This window comes from Nocardioides sp. Root151 (assembly GCF_001427925.1).
Taxonomy (GTDB): domain Bacteria; phylum Actinomycetota; class Actinomycetes; order Propionibacteriales; family Nocardioidaceae; genus Nocardioides.
Genome location: NZ_LMGG01000007.1, coordinates 587,455 through 612,053, shown reverse-complemented (window position 1 = coordinate 612,053; position 24,599 = coordinate 587,455). Strand labels below are relative to the sequence as shown.

At 69.5% G+C, this 24,599-nt stretch carries 21 protein-coding genes and 1 tRNA gene; 9 read left to right on the top strand and 13 right to left on the bottom strand.

Annotation, left to right across the window (positions count from 1 at the left end):
* Positions 1-19: 19 nt before the first annotated feature.
* Both ASD66_RS24590 and ASD66_RS20415 read right to left on the bottom strand, forming a co-directional pair.
* Positions 20-157: a hypothetical protein gene (locus ASD66_RS24590; RefSeq protein ID WP_156388819.1), complete on the bottom strand. Its 138-nt coding sequence runs from the start codon at positions 155-157 to the stop codon at positions 20-22.
* Between the two features lie 379 nt (positions 158-536).
* The gene (locus tag ASD66_RS20415; RefSeq protein ID WP_235530181.1) at positions 537-1,307 is read right to left on the bottom strand and encodes a 3'(2'),5'-bisphosphate nucleotidase CysQ; all 771 of its coding nucleotides are present in this window, start codon (positions 1,305-1,307) and stop codon (positions 537-539) included.
* 209 nt (positions 1,308-1,516) lie between these two features.
* Between ASD66_RS20415 and ASD66_RS20410 the strand changes: the two genes are divergently transcribed.
* Complete coding sequence (locus ASD66_RS20410) at positions 1,517-2,383, top strand: hypothetical protein (protein WP_056685950.1); 867 nt, start codon at positions 1,517-1,519, stop codon at positions 2,381-2,383.
* Positions 2,384-2,396: 13 nt separating this feature from the next.
* Here ASD66_RS20410 and ASD66_RS20405 read toward each other — a convergent pair whose 3' ends face one another.
* The 5 genes from ASD66_RS20405 to ASD66_RS20385 all read right to left on the bottom strand — a co-directional run bounded on the left by ASD66_RS20405 (position 2,397) and on the right by ASD66_RS20385 (position 10,398).
* Complete coding sequence (locus ASD66_RS20405; protein WP_056685947.1) at positions 2,397-3,533, bottom strand: hypothetical protein; 1,137 nt, start codon at positions 3,531-3,533, stop codon at positions 2,397-2,399.
* Positions 3,530-5,167, bottom strand: coding sequence for a DNRLRE domain-containing protein (locus ASD66_RS20400; protein ID WP_056685944.1), 1,638 nt, complete (start codon positions 5,165-5,167; stop codon positions 3,530-3,532). Before ASD66_RS20400 ends, ASD66_RS20405 begins: the two co-directional genes overlap by 4 nt.
* A gap of 235 nt (positions 5,168-5,402) precedes the next feature.
* Positions 5,403-8,933 carry a DNRLRE domain-containing protein gene (locus ASD66_RS20395; protein ID WP_156388818.1) on the bottom strand — a complete coding sequence of 1,177 codons (3,531 nt, stop codon included), beginning with the start codon at positions 8,931-8,933 and terminating at the stop codon, positions 5,403-5,405.
* 155 nt (positions 8,934-9,088) lie between these two features.
* Entirely contained in the window at positions 9,089-9,685 is a 597-nt protein-coding gene (gene pth, locus ASD66_RS20390) for an aminoacyl-tRNA hydrolase (protein ID WP_056685938.1), read from the bottom strand.
* 53 nt (positions 9,686-9,738) lie between these two features.
* Entirely contained in the window at positions 9,739-10,398 is a 660-nt protein-coding gene (locus ASD66_RS20385) for a 50S ribosomal protein L25/general stress protein Ctc (RefSeq protein ID WP_056685935.1), read from the bottom strand.
* 241 nt (positions 10,399-10,639) lie between these two features.
* On the opposite strand from ASD66_RS20385, the gene pepN reads away from it, so the two are divergent.
* Positions 10,640-13,138 (top strand): aminopeptidase N, encoded by a 2,499-nt coding sequence (gene pepN / locus ASD66_RS20380; RefSeq protein ID WP_056892047.1) that lies wholly within the window; start codon positions 10,640-10,642, stop codon positions 13,136-13,138.
* Between the two features lie 58 nt (positions 13,139-13,196).
* Here pepN and ASD66_RS20375 read toward each other — a convergent pair whose 3' ends face one another.
* The gene (locus ASD66_RS20375; protein WP_235530180.1) at positions 13,197-13,691 is read right to left on the bottom strand and encodes a MarR family winged helix-turn-helix transcriptional regulator; all 495 of its coding nucleotides are present in this window, start codon (positions 13,689-13,691) and stop codon (positions 13,197-13,199) included.
* A gap of 1 nt (position 13,692) precedes the next feature.
* On the opposite strand from ASD66_RS20375, the gene ASD66_RS20370 reads away from it, so the two are divergent.
* The gene (locus tag ASD66_RS20370) at positions 13,693-14,355 is read left to right on the top strand and encodes a maleylpyruvate isomerase family mycothiol-dependent enzyme (protein ID WP_235530179.1); all 663 of its coding nucleotides are present in this window, start codon (positions 13,693-13,695) and stop codon (positions 14,353-14,355) included.
* Between the two features lie 270 nt (positions 14,356-14,625).
* Here the strand turns inward: ASD66_RS20370 and ASD66_RS20365 are convergent, their stop codons facing one another.
* Both ASD66_RS20365 and glmU read right to left on the bottom strand, forming a co-directional pair.
* The gene (locus ASD66_RS20365) at positions 14,626-15,597 is read right to left on the bottom strand and encodes a ribose-phosphate diphosphokinase (RefSeq protein WP_056685920.1); all 972 of its coding nucleotides are present in this window, start codon (positions 15,595-15,597) and stop codon (positions 14,626-14,628) included.
* A gap of 90 nt (positions 15,598-15,687) precedes the next feature.
* Positions 15,688-17,100 (bottom strand): bifunctional UDP-N-acetylglucosamine diphosphorylase/glucosamine-1-phosphate N-acetyltransferase GlmU, encoded by a 1,413-nt coding sequence (gene glmU / locus ASD66_RS20360; protein WP_200950135.1) that lies wholly within the window; start codon positions 17,098-17,100, stop codon positions 15,688-15,690.
* Positions 17,101-17,231: 131 nt separating this feature from the next.
* On the opposite strand from glmU, the gene ASD66_RS20355 reads away from it, so the two are divergent.
* Positions 17,232-17,741 carry a polyketide cyclase gene (locus ASD66_RS20355; protein ID WP_056892046.1) on the top strand — a complete coding sequence of 170 codons (510 nt, stop codon included), beginning with the start codon at positions 17,232-17,234 and terminating at the stop codon, positions 17,739-17,741.
* Here ASD66_RS20355 and ASD66_RS20350 read toward each other — a convergent pair.
* On the bottom strand, positions 17,738-18,439 hold the full coding sequence (locus ASD66_RS20350; RefSeq protein WP_056892045.1) for a VOC family protein: 702 nt from the start codon (positions 18,437-18,439) through the stop codon (positions 17,738-17,740). The genes ASD66_RS20355 and ASD66_RS20350 overlap by 4 nt on opposite strands.
* Positions 18,440-18,484: 45 nt before the next feature.
* A tRNA-Gln gene (locus tag ASD66_RS20345) sits at positions 18,485-18,563 on the bottom strand.
* Between the two features lie 62 nt (positions 18,564-18,625).
* On the opposite strand from ASD66_RS20345, the gene ASD66_RS20340 reads away from it, so the two are divergent.
* The 3 genes from ASD66_RS20340 (at position 18,626) to ASD66_RS20330 (ending at position 20,641) form a co-directional block, all read left to right on the top strand.
* Positions 18,626-19,711: an ATP-dependent DNA ligase gene (locus ASD66_RS20340; RefSeq protein ID WP_056685911.1), complete on the top strand. Its 1,086-nt coding sequence runs from the start codon at positions 18,626-18,628 to the stop codon at positions 19,709-19,711.
* An 18-nt stretch (positions 19,712-19,729) separates the two neighbouring features.
* The gene (locus ASD66_RS20335; protein ID WP_056686115.1) at positions 19,730-20,272 is read left to right on the top strand and encodes a hypothetical protein; all 543 of its coding nucleotides are present in this window, start codon (positions 19,730-19,732) and stop codon (positions 20,270-20,272) included.
* Between the two features lie 108 nt (positions 20,273-20,380).
* Entirely contained in the window at positions 20,381-20,641 is a 261-nt protein-coding gene (locus tag ASD66_RS20330; protein WP_235530178.1) for a GlsB/YeaQ/YmgE family stress response membrane protein, read from the top strand.
* A 117-nt stretch (positions 20,642-20,758) separates the two neighbouring features.
* On the opposite strand, the gene ASD66_RS20325 is transcribed toward ASD66_RS20330, so the two are convergent.
* A complete protein-coding gene (locus tag ASD66_RS20325) occupies positions 20,759-21,838 on the bottom strand; it encodes a DNA polymerase domain-containing protein (RefSeq protein ID WP_056685908.1) in 1,080 nt (359 codons plus the stop codon).
* A 52-nt stretch (positions 21,839-21,890) separates the two neighbouring features.
* Here ASD66_RS20325 and msrB point away from each other — a divergent pair, with 52 nt between their 5' ends.
* Together msrB and ASD66_RS20315 are read left to right on the top strand one after the other, a co-directional pair.
* A complete protein-coding gene (gene msrB, locus ASD66_RS20320; protein WP_056685905.1) occupies positions 21,891-22,295 on the top strand; it encodes a peptide-methionine (R)-S-oxide reductase MsrB in 405 nt (134 codons plus the stop codon).
* Between the two features lie 387 nt (positions 22,296-22,682).
* A partial coding sequence (locus ASD66_RS20315) for a malectin domain-containing carbohydrate-binding protein (protein WP_235530177.1) occupies positions 22,683-24,599 on the top strand: 1,917 nt, incomplete at its 3' end.

The window sequence follows — 24,599 nt, the reverse complement described above, 5'->3', positions numbered from 1 at the left end:
CACCCGAGGCGGAGAGCGTTCAGCAGCACCAACCGTCGCCGATGCGCATGGTGGTGTTGCCGCCCCTTGCGTCGTTGTCGGACTTGGCCATCGACGGACCTGCCACGCCGAGTGCTGCGACAGCGGTGACGACCAGTGTGATGAGTGCCTTCTTCATGATGCTCTTCCTCCCAGAAGTGATTCCCTGATTGATCAGTCTCCCCCGAAGACTGAGCCGCCACTGGTCCAGACCAGCGCCGGCGAGATCCGGCTCTTTGAGCCTGATCTTGCTCCCGAATTCGTCGTGCGTGACGTTCTCAGCACGACTTCCTTCGAATTCTCGCAAAAGGAAGACAACTTCGGGGACTTATGGGTAAATTTCAGTCAAGTCCAGTTGGCAACAATCCCCCCGGCGCCAACTGGAAGGAACACCCCGGCCCACCCCCACGGGCTCGGCGGAAATAGCGTTCAGGTCCCCCCCTGCGCTGCGAAACCCCCCGATTCCCGTCGGGGGGTTTCTTCATTTCCGGCCGCTCATCCGCCCCGGAGGGCCGATGTCACTCGGTGCCGTGGCGCTTGACGAAGTCGACGATCTGCGAGGCAAGCTCGGGGCGGCAGACGATCAGGTCGGGCAGGGAGACGTCGTCCTGGTTGTAGGCCAGCTCGGACCCGTCGACCCGCGAGCAGAAGAGGCCGGCTGCCCGCGCCACGGCGACCGGTGCCGCGTTGTCCCATTCGTACTGTCCGCCGGCGTGCACGTAGGCGTCGGCGAGGTCGCGTACGACGGACATCACCTTCACGCCGGCCGAGCCCATCGGCACGAGCTCGGCGTCGATCTCCTCGGCCAGTGCCTGCACGAACGCCGGCGGACGGGTGCGCGAGACGGCGATGCGGGGCCGGGTCGACGTACGGGCCGGAACCACGGAAGGAGTGCCGGTGTTGAAGGTCTCGCCAAGGGCGGGCTGCGCGACCGCACCGACGGTGAGGTCGCCGTCCTGCCAGAGCGCGACATGGACCGCCCAGTCGTCGCGCGGGGGCTCGGAGAACTCGCGGGTGCCGTCGAGCGGGTCGATGATCCAGACCCGCGAGGCGTCGAGGCGGGACTTGTCGTCTGCGGCCTCCTCGGAGAGCACCGCGTCGTCGGGCCGGTGCTCGGCGAGCAGCTCGGCGATCAACGCCTGGGCGGCCGCGTCACCGGCGTCCTTGAGCTCGCGGCCCTCGAGGCCTTGGGTGCGCACCTCGAGGAGTCGCTCACCGGCAACGGTGGCCAGCCAGGTGGCGAAGATGTGGTCGTCGGTGGCCGCTGCGGCGGGGATCTCTGTAGTCACGGGCAGAGCCTACTGAAGTCACAGGCGGTCAACATTGCTTGTCCTAGTGGCTGACTTTTCGGTGCCCATCCGCCACTCTGGTTCTCACACGCCCCAGCTCATCCCCAAATCTGGGGATGAGCTGGACACTCGTCAAGAAAATCGCCGTAGCGTTGCGGCGGCCTCGGGAAGCAAGCCGGCCCAGTCTCGACAACCGGAGAGAGCTCCTCATGTCACACGTCCGCACGCGCCTCGCCCTGACCGCGGCCACGACCGGGCTGGCCCTCGCGGCCACCACCATGGCCTGGTCCCCCGCCTCGGGATCGCCGGTCCCCCTCGCCTCGAGCGCGACCACGGCCACCACCGCCACCGCCCTGACCCCCGTGAACCGGCACATCCTCGACACCCGCGTCACGGAGTCGAGCGGGCTGGCCCGCAGCACCTACGCCCGCGACACGCTGTTCACCCACAACGACAGCGGCGACCGCCCCCGGGTGTTCGCCGTCGGCGCGAACGGCAGGACCCGCGCCGTCCTGACCCTGCGCGGTGCCAAGTCCTACGACTGGGAGGACATGTCGTCGGGCCCGAACCACACGCTCTGGGTCGGCGACACGGGCGACAACAGCCGGTCCCGCTCGCGCATCCAGGTCTACCGGTTCCGGGAGCCCGCACGGCTCTACAGCCGCACGGTGAGGGCGACCAGGTTCACCTTCGCCTACCCCGACGGTGCCCACGACTCCGAGGGGATGATGGTCAACCCCCGCACGGGTCGCGTGTTCATCGTGTCCAAGCAGGTGAGGGGCGCCGTGTACGTCGGCCCCCGGACCCTCTCCGCCACGTCGGTGAACCGGCTGCGGAAGCTGCGCGGCGCACCGTCGACGGTGACGAGTGCGTCGTTCCGGCCCGGCGGGTGGGGCTACGTGCTCGGCACCTACGGGTCGGCGTACACCTATTCCTCGCTCAGTGCCGGGGCCCACCGGGTGTTGCTGCCCTCGCGCCAGCAGGGCGAGTCGATCGAGTTCAACCGCGCCGGCGGACGCCTGTTCGCCGGGAGCGAAGGCGTCCGGAGCCCCGTCTACCAGGTCGCGGTGCGCTAGCGCGCGACAAGGCTCAGGGGCGGAACCTGACCCAGCCCCTGACCTGCTCACCGTCGACGGTGTTGAAGTCACCGCCGGCGACCACACCCAGACGCGACACGGAGATCGCCTTCACCCCCCAGAACCCGTCGAACCGGGGGCGGAAGTTGCGGTCGAGGGCCCCGGTGACCGCCGACGCCGCCAGCATCTTGATCCGCTTGTTGCCCCGGAACCCGTCGTGGAAGCCGAAGTAGACCCGGCCCCGGTAGTACTCGATCGCCTGGATGTCGCCCATCGCGGCGACGCGCCAGAGCCTAGTTCCGGAGCGGGTGCTCCACGCCGAGGCAGTGTTCGCCCCGGACCCTCCGGCGCCGTACAGCCGCGAGCCGGTGGCGTTGACCGCGAGGCCGAGCGTGGGCTTGGTGGCGCGGGCGAAGGCCGGCCCGGTCGTGGCACCGGTGGTCGACCGCACCGCACCGACACCGTTGCGCCACGCACGGTTGACCTTGCTGAACGGGCCGGCCACGTAGACCGTCGACGAGGAGCGGGCCTTGGCCAGTCCCCAGACGACATTGTTGACGCGGGGCCGGAAGCGACCGTCGAGGGCGCCTCGCCTCGAGAACTTGGCGAGGCGCCACCGGGTCTTCCCGTTGACGTCGGTGAACTTGCCACCGACGTACACCGAGGTGCGGTCCACCGCGATGGCCCTGACGGTGTTGTTGAAACGGGGCCGGAAGCCGGAGTCCAGCCGTCCCGAGGTGACCGAGACCTTGGCCATCCGCAGCCGGGCACGGCCCGCGACCTGGGTGAAGGAGCCACCCACGTAGACGTAGCTTCCGTCGGCCTCGAGGGCGCGCACGGTGCCCACCGTGTCGGCGGACCAGTTCATCCGCAGGGCACCGGTGGTCATGCTGAACCCGGCAAGGTTGCGGCGGGGATACACCGCACCCGTGGGGCTGATCGCCGTGCGGAAGGCTCCTCCGACGATGACGGTGTCACCGACGATGGCAGTGGCGAACACGGGACCGTTCACCTGCCACGAGCCCTCGGGAACCCGGTACGGCACCGCTTCGGCCGACGCGACTGCCGGGCTGCCCACCGACACCAGGCTGATCGCCGCTGCGACCGCACCGGCCACGAGCAGCCGGATCACGGCCCTGCACCCGGTCACTGGTCCTCCACACGGAGCACGAGTGCGGGTCCGAGACCGCCGGGGTACTCCGAGGACGCGTAGTCGGCGCCGTTCGTCGACATCGGCGTGATGCGTAGGCTCACCGCACCGTCGCCGGTGACGAGATCGGTCACGTCCACCTCGTACCAGCTGCCCGCCTGGACGCCGGGCAGAGTGCCGACCGTGGGTCCGGCCGCCGGCGCGGTGTTCCAGGTGACTGTCTGCTCGCTCCACGTCGTGTCACTCGTCCCGGACACCGCGCCACCCATCTCGGTCGGGTCCAGAACGTAGAGGCGAAGCGTCGCCCGCTGCACCTGGCGACCTGCGACGCCCGTGACCGAGAACCGCACCAGGCTGTTGAGCACGGCAGGTGACGAGTCGACCAGGAGCCGGTCGGCCCCGCCGAAGTTCGTCGTCGGCTGGCCCTGGTGGATGGTGGCGTCGTCCGTGGCTGCGAACGTCACCTCCTCGGTGCCCGGGTCGGGCGGGCCCTCCGGTGGAAACCTGACCCACCCCTGGGCGGCCACTCCGGTGACGCTGGTGAAGTCTCCGCCGGCCACCAGGCCGAGGGGCGAGATGTCGAGCGCCATCACGCCCATGAACCGGTTGAACCGGGGCCGGAAGTCCGGATCGAGCGCGCCGGTCACCGCATCGGCGGCGAGCAGCTTGATCCCCTGGTCGGTCTGGTAGCCGTCGTGGAAGCCGAAGTACACGGTGCCCTGGTAGTACACGATCGCCTGGATGTCGCCCATCGTGACGACACGCCACACCCGGGTCCCGGTCGTCGTGCTCCACGCCGCTGCCGTGTTGTTGGCGCCGGCGCCGTACAGCCGGGTCCCGTCAGGATTGATCGCCAGACCCAGGGTGGGCCGGGCGGAGGACCCGAACGACGGTCCGGTGGTCGACCCGTTGGTGGCGCTCAGGGCGCCCACCCCGTTCCGGTTCACCCCGTTCAGCTGGGTGAACAGGCCGGACACGTACACCACCGACGAGGTCGGCGTCTTCACGATCCCCCACACGTAGCCGTTGGCGTTGGGACGGAAGTCCGGGTCGAGTGCCCCGTTGAAGGTGAGCTTGGCGATGCGCTGCCTGGTCGCGCCGTTCACGGTGGTGAACTGACCGCCCACGTAGACGGCGGACGCGTCGGTCTCGATCGCCCTGACCGTGCTGTTGAGATTGGGCCGGAACTGCGCGTCCACGGCGCCGGTGGCCACACCGAGTTTCGCGATCCGCTGACGGGCCTGCCCGGCGATCGTGGTGAAGCTTCCACCCACATAGATGGAACTGCCGTCCGTCTCGAGGGCCCGGACGTCAGCGCTCGCGTCAGCCCGCCAGTCCGTGCGCAGGGCTCCCGTGGTCAGGCTGAAGGCGGCCAGGTTCCGCCTCGCCACCGACTGGCCGTTGGGGCTGACCGCCGTGGTGAACGACCCGCCCACGACCACCGTGTCTCCGACGATGACCGTGGCCCGCACGACTCCGTTGACCCGCCATGACGCCGCTGGCCTCTGGTCCACGAACACGTCCGCCGACGCGGTGGACAAGCTTCCCTGCGCCACGATGCTCAAGGAGGCGCCGAGCAGGCCACCCACCAGCAGGCGCCGTGCACCGCCGAGGGACCACACCTTCCCCTTCATGTCCTGCTCCCCTGCATCCGCGTCCGTTGCCATTGACTCGGTTCGAGGGGTCGCGGCAGGCGAGGTCGTCGCCACTGCCCCCCAAGGCGCCCCACTGGTCGAGCACGCTCGACCGGGCGGCCCCCGAGAACTTCCCCTCAACTCTGGACGCAGGAGGGTCGGCGATGGCCGAGTGCGCCGGGATATACCGCAACTTGGTGAACCTCGCGGCCGACTGTTCGCCCGGCACCCCGTCTCACGGCGGACCGAGCGTGAGCTCGAGGACGGGGCCGGGTGCGGTCGTGGACTCCGATGATGCGTAGTCCGCGCCGTCGGGTGCCGACGACGCCACCCTCAACGCGTAGCTGCCGTCACCCGTGACGTAGCCGGTGAGGTCGACGTCGTAGTCCTGACCCACCGTCACCCTGCCGAGCGTGTCCAGCGCCGGACCGGTGGCAGGCGGCGCGGTGTTCCAGGTGACCGAACCCTCGTCCCATCCGGTGCCCATGGCGAAGAAGGACCCGCCGTTGTTGGAGGGGTCGACGCAGTGGACGTGGAGGGTCGCGGAGAGCACCTGGCGATCGCCGACCCCGGCCACGTCGACCCGGAGGAGCCCGTCCTTGACGGTGTTGCCGTCGACCAGCCAGGTTGCGGCGGCGCCGAAGTTGCGTGTCGGCAGGTCTGCACGGGCGGTGGAGTCCTGCTCGAGCGGGATGACGATCGTGTCGGAGGGCACCGACGTCGTGGCGGTCGCCGGTTCGCTCCAGGCCGACCAGTTGCCTCCGCCATCGCGGGCCCGCACGCGATACGTGTAGGCGCGACCAGCGACCAGCCCCGTGTCGCTGTAGGCCAGCAGGTCGCCCACCGTCGCGACAGCCGTGGCGTCCCGCTCGATCTGGTAGCCGAGCACGGCCTGGTTGTCGCTCGCCGCGGCCCATGCCAGGTCGATCCGGTCCTGGCCCGCCTGCGTGGCGATCAGGCCCGTGGGGGCGGTCGGCGGCTCGGTGTCTTCCGGTGGCGCCGGGTGCACCGCGCTGATGCCCGAGTCGGTGAAGCCCGATCCCGGCACCGGGAGGAACTCCCATTCATAGCTGTCCTCGTGCAGGGTCACCTTCAGGACACCGAAGGCCTGGCCCTGGACCACGCTGTGGGTGGCCGGCGTCGGGAGCGGATACAGGCTTCGCCCGCCGGTGCCGACCACGAAGCTGCGCATTCCGAACGACGGGTCCGGTTGGGCGAGTGCGTCGAGGGGCGCGAACCGTTCATAGAAATGCTCGTGCCCGGCCACCACGAACTCCGCGCCGTGCTGGTGGAGGACGCCCCAGAGGTCTCCCATCTCAGTCCCGTCCTGGCGCGTTCCCGAGACCTGCCAGGGATGATGCCAATAGGCGGCGATGTTGTCCCGGGTGGTCTGCTCCAGGTCGGCACGCAGCCACTGCTCCTGCGGCGACCCTGTCCCGCAGCCACCGACGCGGGCACAGTTGCTGTTGAGCACCACGATGTGCCAGGTCCCGACGTCGTAGCTGTACCAGCCCTGGTCCGGCTGGCCTGCCGCCGACCCGAAGTACGCGAAGTAGGGCGCCGCGTCGGGCGACTGGTACTCGTGGTTGCCGACGGCGGGTCTGGTGCGGTCCAGGTGCCGACCCCAGCTGGGGCCGTAGCAATCGGCGAACTGCTGTGCCGTGGCGTCGGGGTAGACGGTGTCGCCGAGCGCCATGACCGTCCCTTCGACGTCATCGAGCAACGCAGCAGTGGCTTCGTCGTCCGTGGTCTCGCACGCGGCGATGTCCCCGGCACCCACCAGCACCGGGTCGTCGGTCGGCGGGTCGGGCGGATCCGGCTCCCCGGCGACGGTCACCTCGAGACGAGGCGCAAGGGCAGCACCGGCCTCCTTGGACCCGTAGTCGGCGCCGTTCGCGGACTGCGGCTGGAGGCGCAGACTCACGTCACCGTCCGCCGTGACCAGGCTGGTCACGTCCACGTCGTAGCGCACCCCAGCGTTGACCCGGGGCAGCGTGGCGACAGGTGCCGCGGCAGCAGGGGCCGTGTTCCAGGTGACGGTGTCCTCGTCCCAGGAGGCCTCGCCCGTGGGCGCCACGGTGCCGCCCGCCTCGGACTGGTCGACGGCGGCCAGCGACAGCACCGCCCGCTCCACGTCACGGCCGGCGACTCCGTCGACCTCGAAACGGATCAGGCTGTGCTGGACGGCGGGGCTGAGGTCGACCGACAGCCGCTGGGTGCCGCCGAAGTTCCCCTGCGGTTGGTCCTGCCGGACCGTGGCGTCGTCGGACGGGCCGAAGACCAGCTCCTCGGGCTCAGGCCCCAGCTCCGGCGTGGTGACCAACAGCTCCGCGGAGTACGCCGACTCGTTGCCGGCGGCGTCGCGCGCTCGGACGGCGTACCGGTAGGTGCTCTCCGGCTGGAGTGCCGTGTCGTTGAACGTGAGGGTGGTGCCACCCACCGCAGCGACGGGCACACCGTCGCGAGTCACGTCGTAGCCCGCGACGCCCCGATCGTCGCTCGCGGCGCTCCAGGACAGGGCGACCGAGGTCGGCTGGACGGACGTCGTGTGCAGGCCGGTCGGAGGCGACGGTGCCGTCTCGTCGGGCGTCCCCGAGCCCGGGAACCTGGCCCACCCCTGCGCCGCGACCCCGGAGACCTGGGTGAAGTCACCGCCGACCACCACGCCGTCGGCGGTCACGTCGATGGCGTCCACGCCCCAGAAGAGGTTGAACGTCGGGCGGAAGTCGGGGTCGAGGGCCCCGGTCAGGTCGTCGGCCGCGAGGATCCTCAGCCCGGTGTTGCCCTGAAACCCCTCGTGGAAGCCGAAGTAGACCGTGCCATCGTAGTGCTCGATCGCCTGGATGTCCCCCATGGCGCGATGGGTCCAGACCCGGACGCCCGTGCTCGAGTTCCATGCGGAGACGGCGTTGAGCCCGCTGCCACCAGCGCCGTACAGCATCGTCCCGTCCTCGTTGACCGTCAGGCCGAGGGTGGGGCGGGCCGAGGAGCCGAACGACGGACCCGTGGTGGCGCCTGTGACGGCGTTCAGGCCACCCACACCGTTGCGGTTGACGCCGTTCAGCTGGCCGAACGGGCCTGACACGTAGACCACGGGGGACGAAGGCGCCTTGGTGATGCCGAAGACGTTGCCGTTGGCCTCCGGCGTGAACTGGCCGTCCAGCTGACCGGTCGTCGACAGGCGCGCCACCCGGAGCCGGGAGGCCCCGTCCACGCTGGTGAAGTGGCCACCGGCGTAGAGCGACGACCCGTCGAGGACCAGCGCGCGGACGGTCGAGTTGACGTTCGGCGCGAAGCCCGGGTCCAGGTCACCGCTCCCGACGCCCACCTTGGCCAGACGCCGCCGGGTCTGTCCGTCCACGTTGGTGAAGGAGCCGCCCACGTACAGCCAGGAGCCGTCGGAGTCGAGGGCCTGCACCGTGGAATCGACGTCGGCCCGCCAGTCGGTCAGGAGGGCACCAGTGGTCAGGTCGAAGGCGGCCAGGTTGCGTCGTGGCACGGACTGTCCGGTGGGGCTGACGGCGGCAGTGAACGTGCCTCCGACGAAGACTGTGTCGCCCACGATCTTGGTGGCGTAGGTGCGTCCGTTCAGCCGCCAGGAGGGCGCCGGGGTGTCGTCGACGTGGACGTCCGCCATGACCGGGGCCAGGACACCCTGGCCCGCCAGGCTCAGCGCCAGGCCGACGAGCGCGGCCAGCAGCAACCGCACGAGCCCTGGACAGTTCCCGCTGTCGCTCCTCATCACGCCACCCACCTGACCGCTCATCCCGGGATGCCCCTCCCCGGGACGAACTGAGCAGACCCGCCCATCGTGCCACCAGAACGCGCGCGGACCCGGGTCGAGTGGGTCTATCGCCCATTTTGGAGATGGTCCGCGGAGATGGTCCGTGGAGATGGTCCCGGCGAGCCGTCGTACGACGCTCAGCTGTTGAAGCGCGACTGCGTCTTCGCGAGGCCCTCGGTGGTCAGGCACTCGATCGCGTCTGCGGCGTCGAAGACCTGGAACGGGAGCTCCTTCTTCTCCTTCGCGGAGTAGTTCGAGAGCACGAAGTCGGCGACGTCCTGGCGGCCCGGGGGGCGGCCGATGCCGGCCCGCACCCGGTAGAAGTCGCCGGTGCCGAGCGAGGAGCGCATCGAGCGCAGGCCGTTGTGACCGTTGTCGCCACCGCCGAGCTTGACCCGCAGGGTTCCGAAGCCGATGTCGAGCTCGTCGTGCACGGCGATGATGCGCTCGGGCGGCACCTTGTAGAACTTGGCCACTGCCGAGACCGGCCCGCCGGACTCGTTCATGTAGCCGCGCCCGCGCATCAGCACGACGCGGGGTCCGGGCGTGCCGGCAGGGGTCAGCCTGCCCTCGACCACGTCGGCGCGCCCGGTCTTGTGCGCACGCCAGGACGCACTCATCCGCGCGGCCAGCTCGTCCGTGACGAGGTAGCCGACGTTGTGCCGGTGCCCGGAATACGAAGGACCGGGATTCCCCAGGCCGACGACGAGCCACACGTCCTGTGGTTCGGTCATGCCTGAAGTATCCCGGTCCTTGCGCGAAACGATCAAACGGGTTCGGCGGAAGATCACTCCTCGGAGGAACCCTCGGCAGCCTCTTCGCCGACCTCGGGCACCTCGGGCTCGTCCTTCTCGATGCCGGCCTCGGCCTCGGCCTCTTCGAGCTCGGCCTCGACCTCTTCGGTCGTGGGCGCCTCGACGATGTTGACGATGAGGAGCTCGTCGTCGGAGAGCAGCGTGCTGCCCGAGGGGAGCGTGATCGCGTTGGCCAGGATCTGGGTGCCCGCCTCGAGTCCCTCGATGGAGACCTCGAAGTACTCGGGGATGTGCGTCGCCTCGGCCTCGACCTGGAGGGTGGTGTTCTCGGTCATCACCAGGGTCTCCTTGGCGGCCTCGCCGACCAGGTGCACGGGGACGTCGACGGTGACCTTCTCGCCCTTGCGGACGGCGACGAAGTCGATGTGCTCGATCAGGCGGCGGACCGAGTCGACCTGGACGGCCTTGGTCAGCGCGAGCTGGGTCTTGCCGTCGATGTCGAGCTCGAGCAGCGCGTTGGCGCCACCGTGGCGCAGCGCCATGGTGGTGGCGTGCGTCGGCACGGTCACGTGGATCGGGTCGTTGCCGTGGCCGTAGATGACCGCGGGGATCTGGTTGGCACGACGGGCCCGACGGGCGGCGCCCTTGCCGAACTCGGTGCGGGTCTCGGCCTTGATCTTCTCGGCTGACATGTTCTTCTCCTGGCGTGGTTCGCGGATGCGTGCTTCTCAGATGAGGGCAGTGGATGCCGGAGACGAGAAACGCCGCGTCTTCCGGATCGGAAAGCGCGGCGTGATGGATCTACCGGCCCTGTCGATCACGGAGTCCCTGCGGATGTGCAGCGCTCCCTCGCCGAGGCAACTGTACGATCTTACGGCCGGGTCCCCCCGGTTGACCAATTCACGCCTTCCCGCCGCCCAGTAACGTCGACGCGTGACCTCCCTCTCGCTCTCCGACTCCCGTCAGCGCGCCACCGTCCTCGACGTCACGTCGTACGACGTACACCTCGACCTGACCGGCGTGGAGCACTTCGGCTCACGCTCCACGATCCGGTTCGCCGCACGGGAGACCGGGGCGGAGACGTTCGTCGAGATCGCCGACGCACTCTCGGTGCGGGCCACCCTCAACGGCGTGGAGCTGCCGGCGGGCGCGTGGGCCGACGGCCGCATCACACTCACGGATCTCGCCGAGCACAACGAGCTGGTGGTCGACGCGACGCTGCCCTACGTCACCAACGGCGACGGCATGCACCGGTTCGTCGACCCGGCCGACGGGGAGACCTACGTGTCGGCGTACTGCGGGATGGACATCGCCTCGCGGGTCTTCGCCTGCTTCGACCAGCCCGACCTGAAGGCGACGGTCACGCTGACCGTGGACGCCGACCCGCGGTGGACCGTGCTGGCCAACGGTCAGTGCACGCTCTCGGGCGAGGGCCACTGGTCCTTCGCCACCACGCCGCCCATCTCGCCGTACCTCTTCGTGGTGTGCGCCGGCCCCTGGCACTCGGTGACGTTCGAGCACCGCGGCCTGCCCTTCGGCTGGCACGCGCGCCAGTCGCTGGCCACCGAGCTCGAGCGGGACGCCGACGAGCTGCGCCGGATCACCACCTCCTGCTTCGACCACCTCACCGCGACCTTCGACGAGCCCTACGCGTTCGACTCCTACGACCAGGTGATGGTCCCGGGCCTGAACTGGGGCGCCATGGAGATGCCCGGCTGCATCACCTTCGACGACGGACTGCTCTTCCGCGGCACTCCGAGCGCCATGCAGGCGCAGCACCGCGCCATGGTGATCGCGCACGAGATGGCACACATGTGGTTCGGCGACCTGGTCACCATGAAGTGGTGGGAGGACTCCTGGCTCTCCGAGTCGTTCGCCGACTACATGGGCTACCAGGTGGCCGGTGCCGCCGCCGGCTTCACCGACGGCTGGATCGCGTGTGCGGTCAACAGCAAGCCGAGCGGCTACCGCGCCGACGAGCGTCGTTCCACCCACCCGGTGGCCGAGGACGCCGAGGCGATGGTCGACGTCGACACCGCCTTCGGGAACTTCGACATGATCACCTACGCCAAGGGCAACGCCGTGCTGCGCCAGCTGGTCACCTGGCTCGGCGAGGACACGTTCGTGGCCGGGGCCAACGCCTACCTGACCCGCCACGGCTTCGGGAACGCGGAGCTCGCCGACTTCCTCGAGGCCCTGGACTCGGTCAGCGATCGCGACGTCCGAGCCTGGGCGCAGGTGTGGCTGCGGCAGAGCGGGTTCGACACGATCCTCGTCAGCCGCGACGGCGGCGTGCCGGTGCTCACCTGTGAGGGCGGGCGGCCGCACCGCCTCACCGTCACCGGGTACGCCGACTCCGGCGAGGTGGTCGGCTCGCGACTCGTCGATCTCGCCGACGAGCCCGTACCGCTGCCCGAGTTCGCCGGTCTGGCCGTGGTCGCCAACAGCGGCGACGAGACCTTCGCCCGGGTGCGGCCCGACCCGCAGTCGTGGGCGTTCGTGGTCGACCGGCTGAGCCATCTCGAGGACCCGCTGACCCGGGCCGTGCTCTGGCACACCGCGGTCGACATGACGCGCACGGGCGACCTCCGGGTGCCCGACCTGTTCGCCCTGGTCGCGGCCCACCTGGCCGCGGAGCCGCACCCGATGGTCTTCGAGGGCGCGCTGGTTCTCGTGCGCGAGCAGGTGCTCGCGCGTCTCGTCGCACCCGCGCAACTGGAGGAGGCGGCCGGGGTCGTCTCCGCGGTCGCGACCCTGGTGCTGGCCGACGGCTGGGACGGGCCCCGTGCGGTCGCCGCCGCTCAGGCCCTGGCCGCCACGACGACCGACGTCGCCCTGCTCGAGGAGTGGTTGTCCTCCGGCCAGACAGCTCCGGGCCACCCGCTCGACCCCGACCTGCGGTGGTCCGCCGTACGCCGACTCGTCGAGCTCGGCGCCGACCCCTCGGTGATCGACCGGACGCTGGAGCAGGACCCCTCGGCGAGCGGGGAGATCGGTGCCCTGCGAGCCCGCGCCGCCGTACCCACTCCTGAGGCGAAGGCCGCGGCCTGGGCGCTGGTCTACGAGGGCGAGCCGTCGAACCGCGAGTTCCGCGCGGTCAACGACGGCTTCTGGACCTCCGGTCAGCACGACCTCGTCGACGCCTACCTCGACCGGTACGTGGAAGCCGGGCCCGAGGTGGCCCGCCGTCGGGGCCAGGCCTTCTCGAAGGGCGTCGGCCACTCGTTCCCGGTGCTGCCGCTACCGCTGCCCGCGATGGAGCGCCTGCGCGACGGCGTGACGGGCGCCTTGGCCGACTCCACCGCTGGCGTCCCCACCGGGGGTGTCCCCACCGCTGCCGGCGTCCCGACCGTGCTGCACCGCGAGTGGTCCGACCGCCTCGACGACCTCACCCTCGCCCTCCACGTCAGGTCGCGAACCGTGGATTCTTGATGCGCGAACCGCGTGCTTTCGATGCGCGAACCGGGGATTTTTGCGCCCCGGTCTGTGCTCACGCCCAGGGGTCGGTGATCTCGCGCAGGTCCTCGAGCGCCCGGCGTAGCTGGCGCATCTTCGCGGCGCCCAGGTGCTGCTCCCACTCCGACTCGATCAGGTGCTCCGTCTCGCGGGCAGCCTGCTGCGCACGCCGACCTCGCTCGGCCAGGCTGACCAGCCGGGCCCGGGCGTCGGTCGGGTCGGGTTCGCGAGTGACATAGCCGGCCTTCTCGAGCTGGTCGACCAGCGACCCGGCGCTCTGCTTGGTGACCTGCGCCTGCTCGGCGAGGTCGGTGAGGCGGGTCCCGTCCGGACCGATGCGGGCGGCCACCCTCGCCTGCGCCAGGGTCAGGTCGCCGAACCCCTCTGCGGCCAGGTGCTCGAGGATGCGCGTCTCGGCGTACCGGGACGACACGAACATCAGCAGCGCCGGGTTCATCGGCTCCTCGTCGACCATCTGCTCCCCCTTGAGGATTGACCCTTGACAGAACTGGTCAGGCAGGCTGACCATATTGGTCAGGCAATCTTACTACTTATCGGTGGGCGTGATGGACCTCGACACGTTGTGGAGCCACATCCACGCGGAACGCCGCTCACTCGCGGCGACCTTGGCCGGTCTCTCCGCCGCCGAGTGGCAGACCGAGTCACTGTGCCCGGGCTGGACCGTCAAGGACGTCGCCGCCCATGTCATCTCGAACCCACAGATCGGCTGGCGCGCCATGCCGGGCATGACGCTGCGCAACCTCGGCCGCGGCTACAACGCGATGATCTTCCGCGAGGTCAGGAGGCTCTCCGCCGCCCGGTCCCCCGACGAGGTGCTCGCCGACTTCACGACGTACGCCGACTCACGCCGGCACGTGCCGGTCACGACGACCGTCGAGCCGCTGATCGACGCACTTGTGCACCACCAGGACATCGTGCGTCCGCTGGGCCTCTCCCACACAATGGACCCCGAGGCCGCGTCGCTCGCGGCCGACCGGGTCCGCAGACTGGCCTTCCTGATGGGCACCCGCAAGGTGGTCCGCAGCGTGCGAATGGAGGCGACCGACGTCGACTGGGTGCGCGGGTCCGGGCCGACGGTGCGCGGCCCGATGCAGGAGCTGCTGATGGTCTGCGCCGGGCGGGCCCGCGTCGCGACCGGGCTCAGCGGCGAGGGGCTGGCGCTGGTGGGGTGACGAGCGGACCGTTCGACATGCAGTTCGCGCCGACGGCCCGGACGCTGAGCGTGAACCGTCGCGACCATGAGCCGAACTGCATGTTCTACGGTCCGCCAGCGTGCGTGCCGGGCGTGCGTGCCGGGCGGTTCTCGTTCACGCGGGCGTCGACACTGCTCGACCTCCCCGCATGACGTGGGTCTCGACACGGCCGACGCCGCTTCGCAAGCTCAGCGGCGGGCCTGCTCGACCTCCCGCGTCACGGACCCTGGCTCGTTCCTCGCCAGGCTCCTACGCGTGACCGTCGAACATGGAGGTGACGGAACCATCCTCGAAGACCGCGCGGATCGCACTGGAGAGCAGCGGGGCGATCGAGAGCTCGGTCAGCTTGTCGAACTTCTGCTCGTCGGAGAGCGGCAGCGTGTTGGTCACCACGACCTCGGTCGCCGAGCAGTTCTTCAGCCGGTCGACCGCCGGGCCGGAGAGGATCGGGTGGGTGGCCGCGATGATCACGCCGGCCGCGCCCTCCTCCATGAGGGCCTCGGCGGCCTTCACGATCGTGCCGCCGGTGTCGATGATGTCGTCGGTCAGCACGCAGTAGCGGCCCTTGACGTCACCGACGACGCGGTTGGCGACGGTCTCGTTGGGCCGGTCGGTGCGGCGGGTCTTGTGGATGAAGGCCAGCGGCACACCGCCGAGGCGGGCGGACCAGCGCTCGGCGACCTTGATCCGGCCGGCGTCGGGCGAGACCACGGCGAGCGGCTGGTCGCCGTACTTCTCCTTGACGTAGTCGGCCAGGATCGGCAGCGCCATCAGGTGGTCGACCGGGCCGTCGAAGAAGCCCTGCAGCTGGTCGGCGTGCAGGTCGACGGTGATGAGGCGGTCGGCGCCGGCGGTCTTGAAGAGGTCGGCGATCAGGCGGGCCGAGATCGGCTCGCGGCCGCGGTGCTTCTTGTCCTGGCGGCTGTAGCCGTAGAACGGCATGACCACCGTGATGCGCTTGGCGGAGGCGCGCTTGAGCGCGTCGACCATGATCAGGTGCTCCATGATCCACTCGTTGATCGGAGCCGTGTGGCTCTGGATCACGAAGGCGTCACACCCGCGGACGGACTCCTCGTAGCGGACGTAGATCTCGGAGTTGGCGAACTCGTACGCCTGGGTCGGCACGAGGCCGGTGCCGAGGTGCTCGGCGACCGCCTGCGCGAGATCCGGGTGGGCCCTTCCGCTGAACACCATCAGGTTCTTCTCGGTGGTCCGCTTCATTCCGCTCACGCCGGGGGCTCCTCAAGTTCGCGTGGTTGTGCGCCGGTGTTCCTGATTCTGCCCCCAGATTTCACTCGCCGCTAATCCGGCTCAGTCCTCGGATGACCCCGCGGCGTCCTGTACGGCGGCGCGACGTTCCTTCCACCGCTCCAGATTGCGCTGCGGACCCGCCGACACCGCCAGGGCACCGTCAGGAACATCACGTCGCACGGTGGTCCCGCCGCCCGTCATCGCGTCGTCGCCGATCTCGATCGGAGCCACGAACGTGTTGTTGGAACCGGTCTTGGTGCGGTTGCCGATCTTGGTGCGGTGCTTGTTGGTGCCGTCGTAGTTGGCGAAGATCGTGCCGGCCCCGATGTTGGACTCCTCGCCGATCTCGGCGTCCCCGACGTACGACAGGTGCGGCACCTTCGACCCGTTGCCGATCTGCGCGTTCTTGGTCTCGACGAACGCCCCGATCTTGCCGCGCGCGCCGAGGTTGGTGCCGGGACGCAGGTAGGAGAACGGGCCGACGTTGGCCTCGTCGCCGATGACGGCGAGCTCGCCGTGCGTGCGTACGACGCGGGCACCCTGGCCGATCTCGCAGTCCTTGAGGGTGGTGTCCGGACCGACGACGGCGTCCTCACCGATCACGGTGGCACCCAGCAGCTGGGTGCCGGGCAGGATCGTCACGTCGCGGTTGAGCACCACGTCGGCGTCGATCCACGTGGTCTCGGGGTCCATCACCGTCACGCCGTCCTTCATCCACTGCGTGACGATGCGCCGGTTGAGCTCGCGGCCCAGGGCGGCCAGCTGGGCGCGGTCGTTGGCACCCTCGGTCTGGCTGACGTCGTCGATCGCGTAGGCGCCGACGGTCAGGCCGGCCTCACGCGCGATGCCGACCGTGTCGGTCAGGTAGAACTCGGCGTTCGCGTTGTTGTTGCCGATCTTGGTCAGCGCCTCCGCCAGGAAGGACGCGTCGAAGGCCAGGATGCCGGAGTTGATCTCGCCGATGTCGCGCTGCAGCGGCGTCGCGTCCTTCTCCTCGACGATCGCCTCGACGTCGCCTTCCTTGTTGCGCACGATGCGGCCGTAGCCGAAGGGGTTGGGCACGATGCCGGACAGGATGCTGACCGCGCGCTCCGCGGCTTCGTGCTCCTCGGCGAAGGCGCGGAGGCTGTCGCCGCGCAGCAGCGGGGTGTCGCCGGTGACCACCACGACGGTGCCCTCGAGCGGGCCGTCGAGGGCGTCGATCGCCACGCGCACCGCGTGGCCGGTGCCGTCCTGGGACTCCTGGACGGCGAGGATCGCCTCCGGCACCAGCTGCTGGATGTGCGGCCCGACCTGCTCACGCTGGGTGCCGATGACGGCGACGATCCGCTGCGGCTCCATCGCCTGTACGGCGTTGAGCACGTGGCCGATCATGCTGCGCCCGCCCACCTCGTGGAGCACCTTCATGGTCTTCGACTTCATGCGGGTGCCCCCGCCGGCAGCGAGGACGACGACGGTCAGGTTGTGCGGCACAGGTGCTCCTCCGTTGTGTGACTGCTGGTGCGCTGGGCAGCGTCGGCCTCCGAGTGTGCCATGTCAGGCGCGCTCGGGCCGCCCCGGGAAATCGCTTCGCCGGCCCTTCGGGGACTCGCTACTCTCGCGGCATGCCCTCAGACTCGGGAACCCGGACGGACGAACGCATCGAGGTGCAGCGCACCGTCGCAGCCACGCCGGACGACATCTTCGCCGTGCTGTGCGACCCGCTCGGCCACGTCGACATCGACTCCTCCGGCATGTTGATGGACGCCACCGGCGATCCGGTGACCGGCGTCGGCGACCGGTTCGTCGTACACATGGACCGTGAGGCGTTGGGCGACGTCCCGATGGGTGAGTACGACGTCGAGGTGGTCATCGAGCGCTTCGACGCGGGCCGCGAGATCGGGTGGAGCATCGTCGGCACGATCAAGCCGCCGATCGGCCACGTCTACGGCTACCGGCTCGACCCCACCGAACCGGCCGAGGACGGCACCGTGCGCACGCTGGTGACCAGCTACTACGACTGGTCGACCGCGCTATCTGAGTGGAAGGCGATCTTCCCGGTGATCTCCGAGGCGAACCTGAAGGGGACGCTCGGCATCCTGGCCCGCACCGTCAAGCGACGAGGTCGCGTCTAGGGCGCTGCGATGACGGCGAACTCGTTGCCGTCGGGGTCGGTCATCGCCACGGAGCCATCACCGACATCTGCGCCCCGGGCGGCACCGAGGGCGACCAGGCGGTCGACCTCGGCCCGCTGGTCACCGTCGGCCACGAGCTCGAAGCGCATGCGGTCCCGGCCGTGCCTGGGCATCAGTGGCGGACCGCTCCACGTCACCTTCGAGCCACCTCGGGGCGACTGGATCGCGGTCTCCTCGTCCTGGTCCCAGACCAGCGGCCAGCCCAGCGCCTCGCTCCAGAAGTAGCCGACCTGCTGCGAGCCGTCGCAGTTGATCGCGCCGATGAAACCGGTGTCGGCCAGGAAGTTGTTGCCCGGCTCGATGACGCAGAACTCGTTGCCCTCGGGATCGGCGAGCACGACGTGCCCGTCGTCGGGGGTCTGGCCGATGTCGATGTGTTGCCCGCCCAGCTCGAGGGCCCGGGCCACCGTCTGCTGCATGGCGTCGTCGGAGGCGCTGGTCAGGTCGAAGTGGATCCGGCCCTGGCCGACCTTCTTCTCCTCCGTCGCGACGAACCGGAGCCTGACTCCCGGCTCGTCGTCCGGCAACAGGGTGAGCCCGCCGTCGACACTCTCCCGGCCCAGGACTTCGCCCCAGAAGCGGGCCAGCCCGACGGGGTCGTTGGCATCGAAGGTCAGCGCGTGCAGACGTGCGGTCATTGCACCGACGCTAGGACGGTGACCGTTGCGCCGCAACGGAATTTGCTCCCCGGGTAGGAGTCGAACCTACGTCGCTAGTCCTGATTCAAAGTCAGGCGGGCCCTGCCGGCAGACCAACCGGGGAAAGATTGCCCAAAGGTTACTGGCCGTCGTCGCGGCGCGACCAATCTGCCCTAGTGTCGAGCCATGGACCTGCCCGTCATGCCACCCGTGCAACCGATGCTGGCCAAGCCGGTCAAGGGCATCCCCGACCCGGCGAAGCACGACGGCCTCTCGTTCGAGCCCAAGTGGGACGGCTTCCGCTGCCTGGTCTTCAAGGACGGCGACGAGGTCGAGCTCGCCTCACGCAACACGAAGCCGCTGACCCGCTACTTCCCCGAGGTGGTGGCCGCCGCGCGCCAGCAGCTGCCCGACCGCTGCGTGCTCGACGGCGAGCTCTTCGTCGCGGTGGGCGACCGGCTGGAGTTCGAGGTCCTCCAGGAACGCATCCATCCAGCCGCCTCGCGCATCGAGATGCTGTCGGAGAAGACACCGGCCGGCTTCGTCGCCTTCGACCTGCTTGCCCTCGGCGACACGTCGTACGTCGACCGCGCGTTCGCCGAGCGACGTACCGCCCTCGAGGAAGCACTCGTCGGCCTGGCCGGGCCGTGCTACCTCACCCGCACCACGACCGATCCGACCGAGGCCGAAGACTGGTTCGAGCAGTTCGAGGGTGCCGGACTCGACGGCGTGATCGCCAAGCCACTCGGTGCGACGTACCAGCCGAACGCGCGCGCCATGCTCAAGATCAAGCACTCCCGCACCGCCGACGTGGTGCTGGCCGGCTACCGCGAGCACAAGACGTCGACCCCCGAGGCACCGCTGCTCGGCTCCCTCCTCCTCGGGCTGTACGCCGACGGCGAGCTGCAGCACATCGGGGTCTCCGCCTCGTTCACCGCGGCCCGTCGCGCCCAGCTGATCGCCGAGCTGCAGCCGCTGGTCTGCGACATCGCCGACCACCCGTGGGGGCGCTGGAACGAGTTCCTCACCGCCAACCCGGATCGGGTGCCGGGCACCCAGTCGAGATGGAGTGCAGGCAAGGACCTGTCCTTCACTCCCCTGCGTCCGGAGCGGGTCCTGGAGGTCGGCTACGACCACATGGAGGGCCGTCGTTTCCGGCACACGGCACAGTTCAAGAGATGGCGTCCGGACCGTGATCCGGAGTCGTGCGGATATGACCAGCTCGAGGAGCCGGTTTCCTACGACCTGGGTAGAATTCTCTCTATCAGCTGACGATCCGGAGGCATGATCATGGCTACTCATTACGACGTCGTTCTCCTGTGCGAACAGGCGCTCTCCGACGAAGACGCAACGCAGGTCACCTCACTGCACAACGAGCTCGAGGAGCCGGTCGTCTACCACGTGCTGATGCCCGTCGAGGACGCCGCGGCCCGGGTCGAAGCGGCGATGGGCTCACTGGCCGCGGGCGAGGTGATGGCTGCCCCGGCGATGGCAATCGGCGAGGTCGACCTGGCCGAGGTCCGCAAGGAGTGCCTCGACCACTCCGAGCGCGAGCTCGCCCTCACCCTGGCTGCGCTGAAGAAGGCCGGAGCCACGGCCGACGGCAAGGTCGTCCACGAGCACCCGATCGACGCGCTCTCCGCGGCGGTCACCGAGCACGACGGTCGCGAGGCGATCATCCTGACCCGGCCGCACGTGGTGGCCGAGTTCTTCCACGTCGACTGGACCTCACGTGCCCGCCGCAAGATCGGCGTTCCGGTGCTCCACCTGCTCGAGCGCGAGACCTTCGACGAGCAGGCCGAGGGCTACGGCGAGGGCATCACGGGCGTCTGAGCCGAACGAGCTGACCGGCCACAGCGTCCCACCATTTCGGCCCGGTTGCGTCTACATTCGAGTGGTACGCCGTGCAACGTCGCGCGGCATGAACCGGTAGGAGTGAGCATGCAGATCCTCGGACTCATCGTCATCGGCATCATCATCGGCGTCGTGGCCCGCCTTCTCAAGCCCGGCCGGCAGAACATCAGCCTCGTGATGACCTTCGTGCTCGGCATCGCCGGCGCCCTGATCGGCGGCATCATCGCCTCGCTGATCGGCACCGGAGAGATCTTCGAGCTGAACGTGATCGGCACCATCGTCGGCGTCATCGCGGCCATCGTGCTGATCGGCGTGGCCGAAGGAACGATGGGCAAGAAGAAGGTCTGAGCAACGACCTTGCCGGGAGGACCTCCCGGCCGAAACATGAACTCCCCGGGCGAAATTTCGGCCGGGGAGTTCATGTTTCCCCGGTGCACCGGGGAAACCGACGAGGGAGGCGCACGGTCACTCGATGCGGTTGCCGTCCTCGTCCCAGTGCTCGGCGACCTTCTTCGACGGCTGCACCCGCGGCGGCTCTCCCGGCATCTTCGGGTGGTCGGGCGGATAGTTCATCTCGCCCAGCCCCGAGCTCTCGTAGAAGTCGATCAGCGGGGTCAGGTCGTGGTGCACGTCGTCGATCGTCGCCCAGGGGTCACCGTCGGCGAGCCGGTCCGGCACGGTGAACAGGTTGAACGCCCGCGGGTCCCTCAGGTCGGCCAGCTCCGACCAGGTCACCGGTGTCGAGACGGTTGCACCGGGCAACGGCCGCAGGGAGTACGCCGAGGCGATCGTGCGGTCGCGACAGTTCTGGTTGAAGTCGACGAAGATCCGCTCGCCCCGCTCCTCCTTCCACCACGCGGTGGTGACGCCGTCGTCGCGCTTCTCCAGCTCGCGCCCGAAGCCGATCGCGGCATGGCGTACGTCGACGAAGTCCCAGCGCGGCTCGATGCGCACGAAGATGTGCACGCCACGGTTGCCGCTGGTCTTCACGAAGCCCGTGATGCCGACGTCCTCGAGCAGCTCGCGGGCCACCCCCGCGACTCGCACGGCGTCGGCGAACGTCGTACCGGGCTGGGGGTCGAGGTCGATGCGCAGCTCGTCGGGGTGGTCGACGTCGGTGCGGCGAACCGGCCAGGGGTGGAAGGTCAGCGTGCCCATGTGCGCACACCAGACCGGGACCGCCGGCTCGGTCGGGCAGATCTCGTCGGCGGTGCGGCCGGACGGGAACGTGACCTGCACGGTCTCGAGGTAGTCGGGAGCCCCCTTGGGCACCCGCTTCTGGTAGAACGCGTCGGCGTTCCTGTCCTGCGGACCGGTCGCCAGCTTCATGCCCTCACGCACGCCGGAGGGCCAGCGCTCCAGCGCGGTCGGCCGGTCCCGCAACGCCCGCATCAGCCCGTCTCCGGCGGACGCGAAGAACTCCGCGACCATCAGCTTGGTGACCTCGGGGGTGTGCTCGGTGGCCTCGTAGATCACCCGGTCCGGGCTCGAGACGCGCACCGCGCGCCCGTCCACGTCGACCTCTGCGGCTGTTGCCTTCGCCATGGCCGTCACGCTACCGCCCGGGGAGTTGAGGCACCGGAATAGACTCGGCGCCATGGGTTACCAGGTCGAGAAGACGGACGAGCAGTGGCGTGAAGAGCTGACCCCCGAGGAGTACGCCGTGCTCCGGCAGGCCGGCACCGAGCGCCCGTTCGTCGGCAAGTACACCGACACCGAGGACACCGGTGTCTACCGCTGCAAGGCGTGCCGGGCCGAGCTGTTCACCAGCGACACCAAGTTCCACTCCGGCTGCGGCTGGCCGTCGTTCTACCAGCCGATGACCGACACGGTGGAATACATCGACGACTCCTCCCTCGGCATGAAGCGCACCGAGGTGCGCTGCGCCAACTGCGGCTCGCACCTCGGCCACGTCTTCCCCGACGGGTTCGGCACCCCCACGGGTGACCGCTACTGCATCAACTCGATCTCCCTCACGCTGGAGCCCAAGGCCCAGGCCTGACCCAGCCCGAGGCCCAGGTCTGACCCAGCCCGAGGCCGGGCCTGGCCGGGCCTGACCGCACCCACTCGCACGGCATACTCGTCCTGCGAGGCGTTCCGCATCCCCCACGGCGCCACACCCACACCCCCCGAACGGGCCACCTGCGCGCCCGACCACGCCGAGGGACCGCTCGGCCACGGGCCGATCTCAGCGCGCCGGCCCAATTTTCATCAACGTTGGGCAGGCGCCGACGCCCAGATCTCAGCAGAGTTGCACTCATCCGTAGACGCCGACGGCTCAGGGACGCGGCTACAGGCGGGCTTACGTCATGGGGGGTGCATCTCGTACCCCCTCGAGCCAAGGGGTGTAGAGATGCGAAGGTCTGCAAGGTTTGGTGTGGGGTTGGGGGTGGCTGCCCTCGTGCTCACGGCGTTGTCCGCCACGAGCCCGAGTACGGCGGGTGAGGACCACGACAGGGTGGTCGCCAGGGTGCCCGCGACCTGGACTCCCATCGTCGAGGACGGTGGTGGAGTGTGGGGAACGGCCACGGTAGGCAACGTCACGGTCGTCGGTGGATCCTTCACCAGGGTCCGGGCACGGGGCGCGGCAAACGCCGTCACCCGCAACAACATCTTCGCCTTCAACTCCAACGGCACCATCAGCAACACCTTCGTGCCGACCATCGGCTCCCGGGTCTGGGACATCGTCCCCGCCGGCGACGGGGTGAGCGTGTTCGTCGCCGGCCAGTTCGGCTCGGTGAACCGGGTCTCCCGGACCAACCGGATCGCCCGCATCAACGTCAACACCGGCGCGGTGATGACCACCTTCCGGTCGCCCGGGTTCGACGGCAAGGTCATGGACGTGGAGCTGAAGAACGGCCGGCTCTACGTCGGTGGCTACTTCAGCGTGGTCGGAGGCCAGCCGCACACGGCGCTGGTCGCCCTCGACCCCAACACCGGCGCCCTCACCAACCACGTCGACCTGACCTTCACGGACGTCTTCCGGAGCTCCACGACGGCGACCATCCCGTCCGGCTTCTCCGGCGTCGGCATCGAGCGCTTCGCGATGACTCCGGACGGCTCGCGGCTGATCGCGGTCGGCAACTTCCGCAACGTCAACGGCCAGAGCCGGATCCAGGTCGCGATGGTCGACACCAGCGGCGCCACGGCGGCGCTGACCGACTGGTCGACCACGCGCTACTCGACGACGTGCTCCGGCAACTTCCCGACGTACACGACCGGCGTCGACACCTCCCCGGACGGCAGCTACTTCGCCATCTCCACGGGCGGTGCCTTCAACGGCGGGGCGAACTCCGGCACCCTCTGCGACTCGATCGCACGATGGGAGACCGCCCGCAGCGGCGCCGGCCAGCAGCCGACCTGGGTCGACTACCTCGGCGGTGACTCCGGCACGGCCGTCCACATCACCGGCTCCGCGGTCTACATCGGCGGCCACTTCCGGTGGACGAACAACGCCTACTGCGGTGACTGCATCGGTCCCGGCACGGTCAAGCGCTCGGGCATGGCCGCACTCGACGTGCGCAACGGGCTCCCGCTGACCTGGAACGCCGGCAAGCTGCCGCTCCGCTGGGGAGTCATGCGCTTCAACTCCACAGCCGAAGGCCTCTGGATCGGCCACGACGGCACCACCCTCGGTGGACAGCCGGCCGGCCGAGTCGGGCTGATGCCGCTCGTCGACGGGAAGATCCTCCCCGACGACGACACCGGCAGCCTCCCGGGTGACGCCTTCCAGCTGGGCCGGGTCGTCGCACCCACCGGTCCCAGTCCGATCGTCTACCGCGTCAACGCGGGCGGCCCCGAGGTTCCCTCCACGGACGGCTACGCCAACTGGGCAGCCGACCAGGACGCCAGCTCGGCGTACCGCAACAGCGGCAGCAACGCGGCCAGCTGGACGCAGGGCTTCGGCCGCAACGCCAGCGTTCCCACGGCCACGCCGACCGAGGTCTTCGCCGACGAGCGCTGGGACCCCAACGGTGACCCGGAGATGCAGTGGGACTTCCCGGTGACCACGGGTGTGCCGCTGCAGGTGCGCCTCTACTTCGCCAACGGGTACGACGGCACACAGTTCCCGGGACAGCGGGTCTTCGACGTCAGCGTCGAGGGCCAGACGGTGCTCGACAACTACGACATCGCGGCCGATGTCGGCCACTCGACGGGGACGATGAAGTCCTTCAACATCTCCGCCGCGGCCAATGACGGCAACGTCGACATCGACCTGGGCCACGTGGTGGAGAACCCGCTGATCAGTGCCATCGAGATTGTCCGGCCCGACATCGTCCCGCCGCCTCCCGTGGGTGACGACGAC